The organism is Xanthobacter variabilis, assembly GCF_043831965.2.
Taxonomy (GTDB): Bacteria; Pseudomonadota; Alphaproteobacteria; order Rhizobiales; family Xanthobacteraceae; genus Xanthobacter.
Map to the genome: position 1 here is coordinate 1,390,043 of NZ_CM195533.1, position 16,329 is coordinate 1,406,371.

Here is a 16,329-nt window from a genome sequence, read left to right on the forward strand (position 1 = left end):
CAAAGACATGTCATCCACAGCATCAGCAGCCCCCCTTCCGGACGAGGGCGCCCCGGCCCTCGTCAATCCCCGCCACCGGGTCATTCTGGCGAGCCTGGTGGGGACCACCATCGAATTCTACGATTTCTACGTCTATGCCACCGCGGCGGTGCTGGTGTTTCCCCACCTGTTCTTCCCGCTGGGCAATGACACGGTGGCGCTGCTGGCCTCGTTCGCGGTGTTCGGCGCGGCCATGGTGGCGCGGCCGTTGGGCGCGGTGTTCTTCGGTCATCTGGGCGACAAGCGTGGGCGCAAGATTACCCTGGTGGGGGCGCTGCTTACCATGGGCATCGCCACGTTTCTCATCGGCTTCCTGCCCACCTTTCCCATGGTGGGGTGGCTGGCGCCGGCGCTGCTGGTGATCCTGCGTCTTGCCCAGGGCTTCGCGCTTGGCGGCGAGTGGAGCGGGGCGGCCCTGGTGGCCACCGAGAACGCGCCGGAGGGCAAGCGCGCCCTTTACGGCACCTTCCCGCAGCTCGGCGCGCCCATCGGCTTCATCATCGCCAATGGCCTGTTCCTCATCATTGCCGCAGTGATGCCGTCCTCCGACCCCTCGCGCCCGTCGGCGGAGTTCCTCGATTGGGGCTGGCGGATCCCGTTCCTGTTCTCCGTTGTCATGGTGGCGGTGGGGTTGTGGGTGCGCCTCAATCTGGTGGAAAGCCGGGCCTTTTCCAACACGGTGAAGGAAGGGCGCGTGCACGACGTGCCGCTGGTGGCGGCGGTGAAGACCTATTGGCGCGAGCTGATCCTGGGCACCTTCTACATGCTCGCCACCTATGTGCTCTTCTATCTGATGACCACCTTCTCGCTGAGCTATGGCCGCGCCGCCACCTCCGCCGCGTTGCCGGGCCTGGGCTATGACTACCGCACCTTCGTGCTGATGATGATCGTGGGCGTCGTGTTCTTCGGCCTGTTCACCCTGGTGTCCGGCCCCTGGGCTGACCGCTGGGGACGCCGGCGCACGCTGATCGGGATCACGCTCGCTATCGCCGTGTTCGGCCTCACCTGGGTGCCCATGCTGGCGGGTGGCTTCGCGGGGGTGATGGCGTGGCTCATCATCGGCTTCTCGCTCATGGGCCTCACCTTCGGCCCCATGGGCGCGCTGCTGCCGGAGTTGTTCCCGGCCAATGTGCGCTACACGGGCTCGGGCATCGCCTACAATGTCTCCTCCATCCTGGGCGCGGCGGTGGCGCCGTTCATCGCGGTGGCGCTCTGGGCCTATGGGGCGGGCAGCCCGTTTTGGGTGGGCGTCTACCTCACCGCCATGGCGGTGCTCACCCTCATCGCCTTGCTGCTCGGCAAGGAGACGCGGGATATGGATATCCACGCCTGAGGGGCGCCTTCCAGGATCATGACGGGGAACGGGCGGCCCAGGGGCCGCCCGTTTTCGTTGAGGTGGAGGCCTGAGGCCTCGGCCGGGTGCGGCTCAGAACTTCACGGTGAGCCGGGTGTTGATGGAACGGCCGGGGCCGGCCACCGCGTAGCCCCAGGCGGGGGAGGTGCCCATCATGGACGGCACCCGGTAGTTCACCAGGTTGGCGCCGCCGAGCGGCAGGTCATATTCCGTATCGAGGATGTTCTCGACGCCGAAATCGAGGCGCACCATCTGCCATTCATAGGATGTGCGGAAGTTGAGGAGTGCATAGGCGCTGGTTTCCAGCTCGTTGCGCACCTGGCTCACCAGCACCTTGGCGGACACCATCTGCAGTTCCAGGCTGGTGGTCCAGGCGCCCAGCGTATTGTCCAGCGCCACCGTGCCGTTGAGCGGCATCATGTGGTAGAGGTTCACGCCGTCGGTGCGCTGGCCCTGCACGAAGTTCAGGTTGCCGCGGAACGCCCCCTGGCCGAACGTGTCGCTGTCCCACAACGCCAGCTTGCCGTCGATATTGACGCCGTAGAGCCACGCATCGTGGTTGGCGAACTGCAGGAACACGAAGTTGTCGGTCGTATAGAGATTGCTGGGCAGGCTCTTCAGGCAGCCCGCGAGCGAGCAGCGGTCGGCGTCGATATAATCCACCACATAGCTGTAATAGGGCGACACGCGCAGCTGCCACACCTTCTGCGCGGCATCATGCCAATTGGCGGTGAAGCTCACGGTGTGGGCGGCTTCGGGCTCCAGATCCAGATTGCCCACATAGCCGTTGCCGTCGCCATACCAGCCGATCATCTTCATGGCCATGGCGTTGGAGGACCACGCATAGCGCTCGTAGAGATTGGGCGAGCGGGTCTTGCGCGCCAGGCCCAGCTCATAGAGGCCGGTGGAGTTTGGCTCGTAGCGCAGGAGCGCGGTGGCGTCGAAATTGATGTCGGTGCGGGCGTGGCTCTCGGCGTTGAAGGCGTCGGCCTGGGCGCCGTACATCATCGTATTGTAGCCCTGCACGTCGCCGGTATTCATCCAGACGATGTCATTGCGCAGGCCGAAGCTGGCGGTCCACTTCTCCGCCAGCTCCTTCTCCCACTCGGCATAGGTGCCGACCCGCAGGCGCTGGCCGTTATTGATGTTCCAGAAGGTGTCCGGGCTCATCATCATGGAGCCCGCCACCGGCGGCCACCAGTCGTCCAGGTTGTTGTAGAAGACCTCGTTGCCGATGCGCATGAGCGTGTCCGGGGAAAGGCCCATCGTCGCCTTCACCGTATAGCCGATGTCCGTGGAGCGGGTGTCCATGGGCATGTCGCCGTCCTTGTCCGGCTCGATGAAGCCCATGGTGTGGCGGATGCGGTTGAAGAAGGTGGTGGCTTCCAGCTTGCCCCAGTCGAACAGGCCCTCATAGCGCCCGTTCACGAAGATGCTCTTGTTCTCCACCAGGTCCATATACTGGTTCACGAAGCCTTCGGTGGGGATGAACTGGCCGCCCACCTGGAGGGTGAAGATGTTGTCCTGCAGCTTCTTCGAGATGGAGAGCGCGTGGTTCTGCGTCTCGTACATGGTGGACTTGATGGTGGTGCCGTTGCCGGACGTGTAGTCGCTGGCGCGCGCCCAACCGCCCGTATAGGTCACGCTGGTGTCGGCGTTGGACACGGTGGCGTTGGCGTCCACGCCATAGGAATTGCCGTTGGAACGGTAGAAGCCGGAGACCGAGCCTGACACCTGCAGCTGATCGCCCGGTGTGAAGCGGGCCGGGGCAACGCTGACATCCACCTTGGCGCCGGTGAAGTCGCCGCCCACGCTCACCGGCGCGGTGCCGTAATAGACCTTGGCGGTCGACACCATGGCCGGATTCACGAACGACATGGGCGGATTCATCTCGTTCGGGCAGGCCGGGCTGAAGATCATGCCGTTGATGGCCACCTGCACGCGGTCCGCGCCCATGCCGTTCACCGCCGGCAGGCTGGAGACGCCGCCCGCGCCCCATGAGGCGCCGCCGGGGATGGCGTCGATCAGCGATCCCGAATCACTGGTGAAGAGGGTGGCGGCGGCCGCTTCCGCGCCGCTGATGGTGGCACCGTCTCCGGGCAGCGGCGCGCTGTCGCCACCGCTCGCCGTCTCGGCGGGCGGGCGCACCACCACGGTGGGCAGCTGGGAAACGCCCCTGTCCTGGGCCGCGGCGGGCAGGATGGTGGCGCCGAAGACGGCAAGGGCTGGGCAGAGCAGGGCGCTCGACAGGCGCAGGGCGCGCCGGAGGCGCGGGTTTGTGTGTTGCATGGGTGTTTCCACGAAAGCTTTCGGGTGGCGTCAGCCACAGGGCGCGCGCACCGGCGGATTCGAGCGCGACCGGGTCTGCTCGAACGACACGCCAGCCCGCGCGGCGACCCCGGGGGCGCGCACGTCAGGTCTTGAATGATGAGACGAAGGAGCCCGCTGCGGCGGGCGCGAGATCAGGCGAAAGCTGGTGGTGCGCGGGGTTGGTGGGGCCGGCGCTGCTGCGCCGTGCGCAGCCCGTCGCGCACGATGACCCGATAATGCACCTCTATGGCGACGCGGTCGATTTCCGGTGTCGGCACGGGGGGCGGCAGCACTGCCGCGTCCACCCGCGACAGGCAGAGCGGGCAATGGGCCGCGGCTTTCTGCGGTTCGCCGCCGGTGTCGCCAGCGGTGACCTGGCTGCCGACGCACAAGGGCGTGGCGAGCGCGGTGCCGCCCACCAGGCTGGCGCCCAGGGCGCTCATCAGCATGATCTGGAACACGAGGGCATAGGCGGCCGTCCAGGCCACCACCAGTCCCATCGTGCTGAATCCCTTGCGCCGCCCGATCATTCTCCCATCCCCGCTTTGCTGGCTAACACGGCGGCTGACGAAAAGGAAAGGCCAACGATCCGGTTCCGGGGTGCGGCGTTGCGTCGGAGGCGTGATCGGGCGCTTGACGGAAGCGGCGCGTTTGGCTGTGCTCACGCGCAAGAACTTCATCCGGCCGTTTCGCCTCGCCGCGGAACGACCGGAGCATGGGTTGAAAGGGAGACGCCGTGGGCAGCAGGGGGCCGGCAGCCGGATGGGCCGCATGGCGGGGCGCGATCGCCCTGGCCGTCGCCTATGGGCTGGTGGGTCAGCTGGTGCTGGCCTCGGCGGTGCTCGCGCTGGCGGTCGGTCCGGAGCGCGCGGGCAGCTTCCGCACCGTGCTGTGCACCCCGAGCGGGGGCGCCGCGCCCGAGCATGCGCCCGCTGGCAGCCACCTGCCGGCGTGCTGCCAGCTCGGCTGCGGTTTTCTCAACACCCTGGCGCCGACGCCGCCGGGCGGTGGCCTTGCGGCGCCTCTTCTCGCCTTCGTGCGCCTTGCCCGCCTTGGGTCTGAGCCGCAGCTTTCCCCGCCCCTGGGGCGCCGCAGCGCCCATCTGGCGCGGGCGCCGCCGCCGGCCGCCTGATCCCGGACCCACCCCTTTCCATTGATCCGACCGGCGCCGTCAGTAGCCGCGCAGCTCTGCGCCGTGGCCCGCCCGCCGGTTCTTTCCCACGCCCCCTTCACGGGAGGGGGCCAAGGAGCTCGTCATGTCGAATCTTTCCCTGAAGTCCGCCTTCTCCGCCGCCGCGCTCTCGCTCGGCGTTCTGACCGCCTCGCTGGCCGCCACCGTCGCGCCGTCGCTGGCCCACGACTACAAGTTGGGCGCGATCGAGATCGAGCATCCGTGGGCGCGCGCGACGCCCGGCGGCGCCACTGTGGGCGGCGGCTATCTGGTGCTGAAGAACACCGGAGCGACGGCGGATCGGCTGGTGTCCGCCACGGCGCCCTTCGCGGGCAAGGTGGAGATCCACGAAATGGCGGTGACCAATGGCGTGATGACCATGCGCCCGCTGCCCGATGGCCTCGCCATTCCCGCTGGCGGCACCGTGACTCTGAAGCCGGGCTCCTACCACATCATGTTCATGCAGCTGAAGCAGCCCCTGAAGGAGGGCGAGACCGTGGACGGCACGCTGACCTTTGAGAAGGCGGGGACCGTGCCGGTTCAGTTCAAGGTGGAGAGCCTGGGCGCCGGCGCCGCGGGCCATGCCCCTGCCAGCCAGGGCCATTCAGGTCAAGAGCATTCCGGCCACTGAGGTGCCGTGATGAACCGGCTCACGGGCGGTGCCGCGCCGCCGCCTGTGAGCCGGAGCTCATCGCGCTGATTAGCCCCGCGTCCGCCCGATGCTGAAGCGTCTCGGTGCTCAGCCGTCGAGCCGCTCGTACGCCATGTGGGTGGTCGGCGCGCCGGTGGGGTTGGGTGCGTAGATGCCCAGAAGCCGGGCGTAATCGGGGGCGCAATAGCGGCCGATGGAGCCGGCCGGCACTTTCACCATGTCGCCGGCGGTGGCCTCCACGGTCTCTCCGTCGCAGGTCACAAAAAGCAGGCCTTCCAGCACATAGGCGTATTCATCATGCACATGGGCGTCGCTCCAGGCCTCGCCGCGAAGTTCCCATTCCATGATGACGGGCTCGGTCCATCCCTCCGTGGGCGGCGGCGTGAACCAGCGGACCTTGGGAGCCCCTTCGCCCGTGAGAGGCGCGCGCGCCAGCTTGATCGGTGCCATCTTTCCGTCCCGTGCTCCCGCTCTCCCGCGGCTGGCCGCGGATCCCGCGAACGGGGCGAGAGGGCTGATCGAGGCAAGCACAGCCCGTTGGCGAATGCAAATCACCAGCGGTGAAATGCACATTGAATTTGGCAATACGTGCGTTTGCGTGGCTTTATGCGCCGGTACATGGAAGGCGGAGGGCGCGCAGAAGTCCCACGGCCGGTGCGCCCCGGTGTGTGGGCACCGTATGCGGTCGGGGAAGGCGGGGCCAGCTGCCCGCAACGGCACGCACATCCTGCCCGATCTCCTGACAGCGGCGATGTTTTGTGGCATTCATCTCCATATCCGGCCGCGTGTCTTCCGCTGCGGCACCGGAAACTGTGGTTGACCCATGTCTCTCAAGCGTCAGAACGAAATTCTCCAGGTGGTGCGGTCCAAGGGCAGCTATTCCATCACCGAGCTCGCCTCGCGGCTGTCGGTTTCCACGGAAACCATCCGCCGCAACATCCAGCCCCTGATCGAGGATGGCACGCTGCTGCGCTTTCACGGCGGCATCATGATTCCGGAGGTGGCGGAGGAGCCGCCCTTCCAGCGCCGCATGCATGTGAACAACGAGGCCAAGTGGGCGGTTGCCGCCATCGTGCGCGACCAGGTGCAGGACGGCGACAGCCTCATCCTCGACAATGGCACCACCTCCGCTTACGTGGCGGATGCGCTTTCGGCCCATTCGCGGCTCACGGTGGTCACCCATTCGGTGCAGATCGCCCACCGGCTCGCCTCCAAGAACGGCAACCGGGTGTTCATGTCGGGCGGGGAGCTGGGGGGAGAGGATGGCTCGGCCATGGGGCCGTCCACCATCGAGTTCATCCGCCAGTTCCAGGTGCGCTACGCCTTCATTTCCGTGGGCGGCATCACCCTCGCCGGCGAGCTTGGGGACTTCCACCTGTTCGAGGCGGAGTTTGCGCGCGCGGCCATGCAGCAGGCCCAGGAAGCCTGGGTGATCGCTGATCGCACCAAGTTCGGCCGCGAGGCGCCGGTCACCGTGTGCCAGCTCGCCGCCGTTGATACCATCGTGTCCGATGGCCCGCCGCCACCCGAATTCGCCGCCCGCTGCCGGGCCTCGGGCGTGCGCATCGTCACCCCGTCCGTGCCGGTGGCGGCGCCCAGGGCGGAGACGCGCGCAGGCTGAAGCGCCGGGCGTTTGCCGCCGCCGGATTTCTCCGGAGCATCTTTGGTTTCACCGAGCCGCGGGATGCTTCAGGCCTTGATATCAAACGCTTTATTCGTGCGACGGGTATCTGCTTCGCTTGAAAGGCGTCGCCATCCACGGCCCGCGCGCCGGGCTGTCCGCCGCCCGCAGACCCCGGAGGGGGCGCGGGCCGTCCCTCCGGGTTCCGGTGTTCGTGCCCTCGCGAGAGGGGGCGGATCACTGGCCGGCGTTGATGCTGATGCCTTCCAGGTAGCTGATCTGGGCCAGGTCGCCGGGCTGCACCTGCTGCAGGTCCGCCAGCACCTTGGGATCCACGGCGCGCAGGGTACGCACGCCGCCGTCCGGGCCCTCGAAGGTGATGGTGCCGGCCTGCTTGTTCACATCCACGAAGATGGTGGTGAGCGTGACGGCGCGGATGCCGAAGCCCTCGGGCCAGCCGGGCAGGCCGTCATTGATGGCCACGTCGCTGAGCACTTCGCCGGGCGTGCCCTGACGCGCCTTGCCGAGGGCGGTGACGACGCCGGGAACCACGCGGATGAGCAGGCGCTCGCTGTTCCGGTAGGCTTCGAGATCGCCGAGGATCAGGGGGGCGGTGACGGCCCAGCGCTTGCCCGTCGGCAGCTCCAGCACCATGCGGCGGGTGGCCGGATCAGCGGAGACGAAGCGCGCCTGGAACACGAGCACGGGCACCGTGCCGACCCCCGCAATGGTGACCATTTCGCTGGAGGTGGGCTGCGGCTGGGCCAGGGCGGCGCTGCCCGCCCCCAGCACCACGAGAGCGGACAGGGCTGCCGCCACGAGACGAGACTTCATGATGATCCCCCAATGCGCGGTGCCCCCGGCCTTTCCGGTCTGCGCGCCGCGGCGAGATAAAGCCAGATACCGCACCGTCGTCACAACGGGGGCGTGCCCACAATCGCGTGGCAGCCTTAAGGCCGTGTCAATACGGGCAAACCATTGTCACACGCGCGTCCGAAATCTATGGTGAATGTGACAGTCACGTTCGGATGCGTGTTGCGACATGCTCCGAACATCGCTTCGGTCGTCCGGCCTGCCCGGAGCGCCGCGCGGTGGCGTCATAAAAGGGTGGGCGGCCCGCGAGATGACGGTTTCGTCGCCTGCGGCGGCTCGGGGAGGGTCGGCGCATGAAGCGCATCGGTGAGACGCAAGCCGGCTTCAATCTGCCGGCCATGGTGGGGCGAGGCCTCGACGCTGCCAAGGAGGTGGCGCGAGAGGGATTTGCGCGCTGGCCGGGCTTCAAGGCCACCGACGCTGCGGGCAAGCGGACGACGCTGCCGGGCGGCGATGCGCCATTCGCCTTCTTCTTTGACAAGGCCAAGGCGGCGCCCGCCGGGCGGCCCCCCATGCCCGCGCCGCAGAAGCTTGTGGCCGACTTGCGGGCCTATTCGGGAATCCGCCACCGCGAGGCTGTGCCCGGGGACGAAACGCTGGTTCTCGGCCGGCTCGGCTCCCTTGAGGTGCGCCTGGCGCGCACGGCGCGCGACGTGCGCCGCGCCCAGCGCCTGCGCTACAAGGTGTTCTACGAGGAAATGTCCGCGCTGCCGGATGCCGCCACGCGCCTCGCCCGCCGCGACATGGACAGCTTCGACACCATCTGCGACCACCTGCTGGTGCTGGATTATGACGCCGGCAAGATGGTGCTGGGCCGCCGCAAGCCGAAAGTGGTCGGCACATACCGGGTGCTGAAGCAGGACGTGGCCGTGCGCCACGGCGGTTTCTACACCCAGGGCGAGTTCGACGTGGCGCCCATCATCGCCGCCCACCCGAACCTGCGCTTCCTGGAGCTCGGCCGCTCCTGCGTGCTGAAGCCCTACCGCAACAAGCGCACGGTGGAGCTGCTGTGGCACGGGGTGTGGACCTACATTCTGCGCAACAAGATTGACGTGATGTTCGGTTGTGCCAGCCTTGAGGGCACTGACCCGGACGCCATGGCCCTGCCGCTCTCCTTCCTGCACCACAACGCACTGGCGCCGGAGGAGTGGCGCGCCCGTGCGCTGCCCGGTCGCCGGGTGGAGATGAACCGCATGGCCAAGGCGGACATCTCTCCCAAGGCGGCGCTGCAGAGCCTGCCGCCCCTGGTGAAGGGCTATCTGCGCCTGGGTGGCTTCGTGGGCGATGGGGCGGTGGTGGACCAGCAGTTTGGAACCACCGACGTGCTGATCATCCTGCCGGTGTCGGTGCTCAGCCCGCGCTATGTGGAACATTTCGGCCCCACGGCGAACCGCCACGCCATCTGACCGCCGCTGGCGCGCGAGCCGGGGCCCGGTCCCGCGCCCTCGCGCGGCGCCGGGGCGTGGCTCTTGCGCGGCATCGGCGCTATAGGGGGCGGTCACCCTGCGGACCCGCCATGATCGAGATTACCCAGCGCCTCGCCATCTCCGAGGACGACATCGAGTTCGCCTACATCAGGGCCTCCGGGCCCGGCGGGCAGAATGTGAACAAGGTGTCGAGCGCGGTGCAGCTGCGCTTCCATATGGCGCGCTCGCCAGATCTTCCCCACGGCGTGAAGGAACGGCTGGCGCGTCTCGCCGGACGGCGGCTGACGCAGGATGGGGTCATCGTCATCCAGGCCCAGCGCTTCCGCACGCAGGAGCGCAATCGGGAAGATGCCATCGAGCGACTGGTGGAGCTGATCCGCTCGGCCACGGTCGTCGCGCCCCCGCGCCGCCCAACCCGGCCGACCCTCGGCTCCAAGGAACGGCGTCTGGCCGCCAAGGAGCGCCGCGGCAACATCAAGAGCCTGCGCCAGAGCAAGCCGCATCTGGACTGAGCCGGCCATGGCAACGGGCCGGTTTCTGCACCCGGCTGGGCGGGCTTCGAGATGCGGGTCCTGGCGTTCCGGCGTTCATTGCCGACGCTGGTCATGATGGCCTTGCGCTCGACCGCTCTCGGCAACGGCGGGCCACGGGATGCGGGCGGGAACCTGTGGCTCTCGCCTGAAGGCGCCTTGCCGGTCCCGGCGACCGGCGCTGACCAGCCTCGGCCTGACGCAGGCCCCGCGGCCGCAATCGCTGCCTTCTGTCGAGCCGAGGGCTAGGGCATCCCCCCGCGCGGCACGGCCGCTCGCAGGGGATGCCCAGGCGCTGTCGCATCCAGGCCGGGGCTCCGAATCGCGGGGCGGAGGCCGTCGGGTCCGGAGACGCCCTTCCGCGGCCGGCGCCTGTCCCCTGGGCCCCTGCCGCTCTTGATGCTGGCTGGTCCCTGAAGGCCCGCAGCCGGTCGTCTCCCCCAATCATCTCGCTTGAGCAGCCGATGGGCGGCCGACACGCCGGAACAGCTCGATCGCGTCACGCCCGCCTAAGCCCGCTCCGGTGTCGCTTTGGAGCCAGCGGGCGTTGGCTCACAGGCCCCCAGGGGGCGCCTCAGCGGGTGCCGGAGCCGCGTGACCACGGCAGTCGTTGCGACCCGTCCGGGTGTTCGGGAAAGCCTGAAACAGTAAGCTTTTGTGTGTGACCCGCTGGATTCGAGCTTACTGGTTCCCACGCCACTCGAAAACGCTGTGGCTGCCTCTCGGGGGCGGCCGGCGGCATCCGGGATCGCTCGCCGGAACGCGCGTGCTTGAGAAGGGGGTTCCTCGAGCAGCCAAGCCCCTTCCGCGGAAACGAATGCCCTGTCGATCTTCGGCGGGCCTGGAAGGTTCAGCGCGCGGCCTTCAGAAGCCGGTCGGCGGCGGCACGGGCCTCGTTGGTGACGGTGGCGCCGGCGAGCATGCGGGCGATCTCCTCGCGCCGCAGTTTCGGTGTCAGGGCCGCGACGCGCGTGGTGACCGGCGCCTCTCCCGGCGCGACGGGGGCATCTGGCACCGCCGGGACCGCATCCTTGGCGATGAGGAGGTGATTGTGCGCGCGGGCGGCCACCTGGGGTGCGTGCGTGACGCACAGCACCTGAACCTTTTGGGACAGCCGCGCCAGCCGCTGGCCGATGGCATCGGCAACGGCCCCGCCAACCCCGGTGTCGATCTCATCGAAAATGAGCGTCGGCGCCGATCCGCGATCGGCCAGCACCACTTTCAGCGCCAGCAGGAAGCGGGCGAGCTCACCGCCGGACGCCACCTTCATCATGGGGCCCGGCCGGCTACCCGGATTGGTGCGCACCCAGAATTCCACTGCATCCTGGCCTTCCGGCCCCGCATTGCCGGGGTCGCTGGTCACCTTGGTGAGGAACTCCGCCCGCTCCAGCTTGAGCGGCGGAAGTTCGGCGCCCACCGCTTCATCCAGCGCCCGCGCTGCCGCGGCCCGCGCCTGCGACAGGTGCTCCGCCCCGCTGCGATAGCTTCGTTCAGCCTCGATGGCGGCGGCATCGAGCCGCGCAAGGCGGGCCTCCGACTGGTCGAGGTCCTCAAGCTGGGTCGAAAAGCGGCGCGTCACCTCGGGGAGGGCATCGGGCGTAACCGAGAATTTGCGGGCGGCAGCGCGCAGGGCGAACAAGCGTTCCTCGATGCGCTCCAGCTCGCGCGGCTCGAAGTCCGCATCGGCAAGGGCGGTTTCAAGATGCCCGCGCGCCTGCTCCAGTGCGTCCAGGGCCTGGTCGATGGCCTCGACGGCGGGGCGAATGACATCCTGCGATTCACCCGCGCGGCGCTCCAGCCGTCGTACCGCGGCCGACAAAGAGGGGATGGGGGAGGAGCCGCCCGCCACCGCGTCCAGCGCCTCGGAGAGGTCGGCGGCGATTTTTTCGGAGCGCATCATGTTGCTGCGCCGCTCGGACAGCGCGGTTTCCTCGCCGGCTTCGGCGCCCAGCTCTGTGAGCTCCTCGACGGCGTGGCGAATATAATCCGCTTCCTTTTCCGCCGCTTCCAGGCGCGCGCGCTCTTCCCGCGCGGCCTCGCGCGCCTCACGCCAGGCCCGCCACAGCCCGCTGAGAGCGGCGGCCTCGGTCGAAAGGCCGCCATATGCGTCAAGGAGCGCGCGGTGTGTGGCGGGATCCACCAGGGCGCGGTCCGCGTGCTGGCCGTGCAGTTCCACCAGGCTCGCGCCGATTTGGCGCAGGGTCTGCACACTCACGGGTGCGTCATTCACGGCGGCGCGGGTGCGCCCGTCCGCCATTTGGGTGCGGCGGATGATGAGCTGGTCCTCGTCCGGCAGGTCGGCTGCCGTGAGAATCGCGTGGGCGGGATGGTCAGGCGTGAGGTCGAAAGCCAGTGTCACCTGGCCGTTGGGCTGGCCGTGGCGCACCAGCGTTCCGTCTCCCCGCCCGCCGAGGGCGAGGGAGACCGAATCAAGAAGAATGGACTTACCCGCTCCCGTCTCACCGGTGAGGACGGTGAGGCCCTCCGACAGGGTGAGATCGAGTTTCTCGATGAGGACGATGTCCCGGATCGAGAGCGATGCCAGCATGGGTGATCAGCCGAGTCCCATCTTCTTGAACGCCTGGCTGATCCAGGACGCCTTGTTCTCCTGCGGCTCGACGCCGCTGGATTTCACGAGCTTGTAGGCGTCCTTATACCACTGGCTGTCAGGAAAATTATAGCCCAGAACGGCGGCGGCGGTCTGCGCCTCGTTCACCACGCCGAGCGCCATATAGGCCTCGGTGAGGCGGAACAGAGCCTCTTCCACCTGTCGCGTCCGCTGGTATTGAGTAACCACAACCTTGAAGCGGTTGATGGCGCCCGTATAGTTGCGCTGCTCCAGGTAGTAGCGGCCGATCAGCATCTCCTTGCCGGCGAGCTGGTCGCGGGCGACCTCGATCTTCTTCTTCGCCGTGGCCGCGTACTCGGTGTTCGGGTACTTCCGAACCACCTCTTCCAGCGCGTCGAGGGCCTGGCGGGTCTTGCGCTGATCGCGGGTGATGTCGGGGATGTTCTCGTAGAGCGACGAGGCCACCAGGTACTGGGCGTACGCCGCGTCCTGCGAGCCCGGATAAAGCGACACGTAGCGCTTTCCGGAGGCGATCGCCTCGTCGTACTTGCCTGCCTCGAAATAGGCATAGGTGCTCATGATGAGCGACTTGCGCGCCCACTCAGAATAGGGGTGGGTGCGGTCCACGTCCTCGAAGCGCTTGGCGGCCTTCTCCGGCTCCTGTTTGCGCAGGAGCGTCAGACCTTCATTGTAGATCTTCTCGGCCGGCTCGTCGGGGGGGATCACATCGTCCTTGTCGCTGGCGCAAGCGGAGAGCAGGGAGCCGCCCACCAGCAGCACGGCAAGGCTGAGAGCCCGGCCCTTGCCCTTGACGATCGCGCGCAAGCGCCGCGCTTCGTGGAGGAAAGTCATCACGTTCAGGTTCCGTCCCGCGCCGGATGGCGCCGCTCTTCTAGACCATTCCAGCGGCCCGATGAACCGCCAAAATGCTTCAGACCATTGCATTGACGCGTATTCTTCCCGCGAACGGGTCCCCACCTCGCCCGAAGAGCCCCCTTTTAGCAGGATCGCGGCGGGGGGAAAGTGAAGGCCTGTGGCCATCCCCGTCCTTCCCCACTCCCATCGCTGCCAGGTGGGGCGGAGCTGCCGCGCCGGCCGGCCGAGGCTTCGCTCATGCGCGCGTCGCCCCCGCGCGCCCCTGAAACCGTCGTGACCGGTTGATGCCGGACGACGTTCACATTTGCGGTATCGGGCCTTTCGGTCGGCAATGTGGCGAAGGTGGCTACGGGCGTTATCATGGCCCCGACCTGTGGCGGGCCTGCCACGACACCGCTCAATAGCTCACCGCCGCGAGATAGAGCCCGCAGGCGGGGGCCATGGGGCCGCAGCGGGTGCGGTCGGTGGCGTGTAGAGCTGATTCAAGATCGTCCGCGCTCCAGCGGCCTTCGCCGACTCGCATCAGCGAGCCCACCATCGAGCGCACCTGATGGTGAAGGAAGGAGCGCGCAGAGGTGACGACCCGAATCTCGTCCCCGGAACGGCTGACATCCAGCTGGTCGAGCGTCTTCACTGGGGAGGCGGCCTGACACTCGGCGGCACGGAACGTGGTGAAATCGTGCTTGCCCAGCAGGCGCTGCGCCGCTTCGTGCATGGCCGCGGCGTCCAGCTTTTGCGGAATGCGCCAGGCTCGGTCTCGATCGAGCGCGAGATCCGGGCGCCGGTTGACGATGCGATAAAGGTAGTGCCGCCGAGTGGCCGAAAACCGCGCGTCGAACGTCTCAGGCACCCGCTCCGCATGGAGCACCGCCACGGGATGAGGCCGGAGTTGCGCGGTCATGGCGTCACGCACGGTGTCGGTGCGCCACTCGCGGGCGAGATCCACATGGGCCACCTGGCCGGTGGCGTGCACGCCCGCATCCGTGCGGCCGGCGCCGGAAACCTGCACCTCCTGCCCACAGAAGCGATGGAAGGCTTCCATCAGAACGCCCTGCACGGTAGGGAGCGCGGACTGCACCTGCCAGCCGGCGAACTGCGTGCCGTCATATTCGATGGTCAGCTTATAGCGCGGCACGTCCCACCACGTTGTTAGGAAGACTCGCAAACATGGCTCTCATCGCTAATTTTGTCAGGCATGACAGAAGCCGGTGCAGCGTGCACGACGAAGTGGATGCCCAGGTTATTAGCTTTCAGTCTCCGGATGGCCCAATCCTTCAGATCGACACTTGCGGCCGCGGAACCCGAGAAAACCCGGGGAAAATCAGTCAGTCGATTCAGCTCAACAAAACGAGTGCAGCCGAGCTATTTCAGATCCTCAAAGCGGAATTCAATTTCTAGTTGAGCCGGCTCCCCGGTGGCAGGGCGTTTCCGCGTAGAAAAGTGTCGGCGGCCATGGGCTGCTTACCGGCTTTTTGCAGCTCCTGCAGCCGCACCGCGCCGCTGCCGCAGGCGATGGCGAGCCGATCGTCGAGGGCCTCGCCGGGCAGGCCGTTGCCTTCCGCCAAGGTGGACCGCAGCACCTTCACCCGCGTCTCGGGCGTGCCGAGCGGAAACCACGCACCGGGGAAGGGCGACAGGCCGCGAATGTGGTCGTGCACCTCCTGGGCCGGGCGAGACCAGTCGATTCGCGTTTCGCCCTTCTCGATTTTGGACGCATAGGTCACGCCGGCTTCGGGCTGGGGCGTGAAGGCAAGTCCGCCCCGTTCCAATGCCGACAGTGCGCGCGCCATGAGGTCGGCGCCGACCAGCATCATGCGGTCGTGCAGCTCGCCGGCGGTGGTGTCCGGGCCGATGGGCAGACGCTCGACCAGGCCAACGGGGCCGGTATCCAGCCCAGCTTCCATCTGCATCACGGCGACGCCGGTTTCCTTGTCGCCGGACATAATAGCGCGCTGGATGGGCGCGGCGCCCCGCCAGCGTGGCAGCAGCGAGCCGTGAAGATTGAGGCAGCCAAGACGCGGCGCCTCAAGGATTGCGGGCGGCAGGATCATGCCATAGGCCACCACCACCGCCACGTCCGCCTGATGGCTGCAAAAGGTCTCTGCCGCTTCGTCCGAGCGCAGCGATTTGGGGGTGAGCACGGGGAGGCCAAACTGGTCGGCCACCCGGTGCACCGGAGAGGGGGTCAGGTCGAGGCCCCGGCGGCCGGCCGGAGCGGGCGCGCGCGTATAGACAGCCACCACATCGTGGCCGCGACCGACGATCTCGGTGAGAGTGGGCACAGCAAAATCCGGCGTGCCCATGAAGACGATGCGCATGAAAACGGTCCGAGAGAGGTCGATGCGTCAGCTTACGGCAACCCGCCGCGAGGCTTTCGTGAACTTCTTCATCACTCGGTCCCGCTTCAGCTTCGAGATGTGGTCGATGAAGAGCACGCCGTTGAGGTGGTCGATCTCGTGCTGGACACAGGTGGCGAACAGGCCGTCCGCCTCCACCTCCCGCACCGCGCCGTCAATGTCCTGGAACCGCACGGCCACCCGCGCCGGCCGCTCCACCTCCTCGTAATAATCCGGGATGGAGAGGCAGCCTTCGCTGTAGACGGAGGTTTCCTCCGATTCCGCGATGATCTCAGGATTGATGAGCGCCACGGGCTTCTTGTCCTCGCCCTCGCGCGCGACGTCGATGGTGATGACCCGCTTCTGCACACCAACCTGAATGGCCGCCAGGCCAATGCCCGGCGCGTCATACATGGTCTCAAACATATCCTCGACCAGCTTCCTGATCTCGGAATCGATCTTGCCGACGGCCTCCGAGGTGGTCCGCAGCTTGTGGTCGGGAATGATGAGGATCGGTCGCGTGCTCATTGGAAGGGAAATAAGCGAAGCCGCGCCCGCGGTCAAGATGTTC

15 protein-coding genes are annotated in these 16,329 nt (G+C 67.5%); 6 read left to right on the forward strand and 9 right to left on the reverse strand.

The window, feature by feature from the left end; all coding sequences use genetic code 11:
- Nucleotides 1-7 precede the first annotated feature (7 nt).
- Nucleotides 8-1,372 (forward strand): MFS transporter, encoded by a 1,365-nt coding sequence (locus V5F26_RS05995; RefSeq protein WP_234053922.1) that lies wholly within the window; start codon nt 8-10, stop codon nt 1,370-1,372.
- Nucleotides 1,373-1,465: 93 nt separating this feature from the next.
- On the opposite strand, the gene V5F26_RS06000 is transcribed toward V5F26_RS05995, so the two are convergent.
- Both V5F26_RS06000 and V5F26_RS06005 read right to left on the reverse strand, forming a co-directional pair.
- A complete protein-coding gene (locus tag V5F26_RS06000) occupies nt 1,466-3,682 on the reverse strand; it encodes a TonB-dependent receptor (RefSeq protein ID WP_394946927.1) in 2,217 nt (738 codons plus the stop codon).
- 173 nt (nt 3,683-3,855) lie between these two features.
- Nucleotides 3,856-4,203: a DUF2946 family protein gene (locus V5F26_RS06005; RefSeq protein ID WP_394946928.1), complete on the reverse strand. Its 348-nt coding sequence runs from the start codon at nt 4,201-4,203 to the stop codon at nt 3,856-3,858.
- A 236-nt stretch (nt 4,204-4,439) separates the two neighbouring features.
- Between V5F26_RS06005 and V5F26_RS06010 the strand changes: the two genes are divergently transcribed.
- Together V5F26_RS06010 and V5F26_RS06015 are read left to right on the forward strand one after the other, a co-directional pair.
- Nucleotides 4,440-4,835, forward strand: a complete 396-nt coding sequence (locus V5F26_RS06010; RefSeq protein WP_394946929.1) for a hypothetical protein — start codon at nt 4,440-4,442, stop codon at nt 4,833-4,835.
- 124 nt (nt 4,836-4,959) lie between these two features.
- Nucleotides 4,960-5,505 (forward strand): copper chaperone PCu(A)C, encoded by a 546-nt coding sequence (locus tag V5F26_RS06015; protein WP_394946930.1) that lies wholly within the window; start codon nt 4,960-4,962, stop codon nt 5,503-5,505.
- A 108-nt stretch (nt 5,506-5,613) separates the two neighbouring features.
- Here the strand turns inward: V5F26_RS06015 and V5F26_RS06020 are convergent, their stop codons facing one another.
- Nucleotides 5,614-5,976, reverse strand: coding sequence for a EutQ-related cupin domain-containing protein (locus V5F26_RS06020; protein WP_234053915.1), 363 nt, complete (start codon nt 5,974-5,976; stop codon nt 5,614-5,616).
- A gap of 373 nt (nt 5,977-6,349) precedes the next feature.
- On the opposite strand from V5F26_RS06020, the gene V5F26_RS06025 reads away from it, so the two are divergent.
- A complete protein-coding gene (locus V5F26_RS06025; protein WP_394058771.1) occupies nt 6,350-7,147 on the forward strand; it encodes a DeoR/GlpR family DNA-binding transcription regulator in 798 nt (265 codons plus the stop codon).
- A gap of 237 nt (nt 7,148-7,384) precedes the next feature.
- Here V5F26_RS06025 and V5F26_RS06030 read toward each other — a convergent pair whose 3' ends face one another.
- A complete protein-coding gene (locus V5F26_RS06030; protein ID WP_394946931.1) occupies nt 7,385-7,981 on the reverse strand; it encodes a hypothetical protein in 597 nt (198 codons plus the stop codon).
- Nucleotides 7,982-8,313: 332 nt separating this feature from the next.
- Here V5F26_RS06030 and olsB point away from each other — a divergent pair, with 332 nt between their 5' ends.
- Nucleotides 8,314-9,426, forward strand: coding sequence for a l-ornithine N(alpha)-acyltransferase (olsB, locus tag V5F26_RS06035; RefSeq protein ID WP_394058767.1), 1,113 nt, complete (start codon nt 8,314-8,316; stop codon nt 9,424-9,426).
- Between the two features lie 110 nt (nt 9,427-9,536).
- A complete protein-coding gene (gene arfB, locus V5F26_RS06040; RefSeq protein ID WP_234053911.1) occupies nt 9,537-9,959 on the forward strand; it encodes an alternative ribosome rescue aminoacyl-tRNA hydrolase ArfB in 423 nt (140 codons plus the stop codon).
- Between the two features lie 868 nt (nt 9,960-10,827).
- Here the strand turns inward: arfB and recN are convergent.
- From recN to def, 5 genes are all read right to left on the reverse strand, one after another.
- The gene (recN, locus tag V5F26_RS06045) at nt 10,828-12,525 is read right to left on the reverse strand and encodes a DNA repair protein RecN (RefSeq protein ID WP_394946932.1); all 1,698 of its coding nucleotides are present in this window, start codon (nt 12,523-12,525) and stop codon (nt 10,828-10,830) included.
- A gap of 6 nt (nt 12,526-12,531) precedes the next feature.
- The gene (locus tag V5F26_RS06050) at nt 12,532-13,398 is read right to left on the reverse strand and encodes an outer membrane protein assembly factor BamD (RefSeq protein WP_234053941.1); all 867 of its coding nucleotides are present in this window, start codon (nt 13,396-13,398) and stop codon (nt 12,532-12,534) included.
- A 421-nt stretch (nt 13,399-13,819) separates the two neighbouring features.
- The gene (gene truA, locus V5F26_RS06055; RefSeq protein WP_394946933.1) at nt 13,820-14,557 is read right to left on the reverse strand and encodes a tRNA pseudouridine(38-40) synthase TruA; all 738 of its coding nucleotides are present in this window, start codon (nt 14,555-14,557) and stop codon (nt 13,820-13,822) included.
- A gap of 259 nt (nt 14,558-14,816) precedes the next feature.
- Nucleotides 14,817-15,740: a methionyl-tRNA formyltransferase gene (gene fmt / locus V5F26_RS06060; protein ID WP_394946934.1), complete on the reverse strand. Its 924-nt coding sequence runs from the start codon at nt 15,738-15,740 to the stop codon at nt 14,817-14,819.
- 27 nt (nt 15,741-15,767) lie between these two features.
- Nucleotides 15,768-16,286 (reverse strand): peptide deformylase, encoded by a 519-nt coding sequence (def, locus tag V5F26_RS06065; protein WP_394946935.1) that lies wholly within the window; start codon nt 16,284-16,286, stop codon nt 15,768-15,770.
- Between the last annotated feature and the right edge of the window lie 43 nt (nt 16,287-16,329).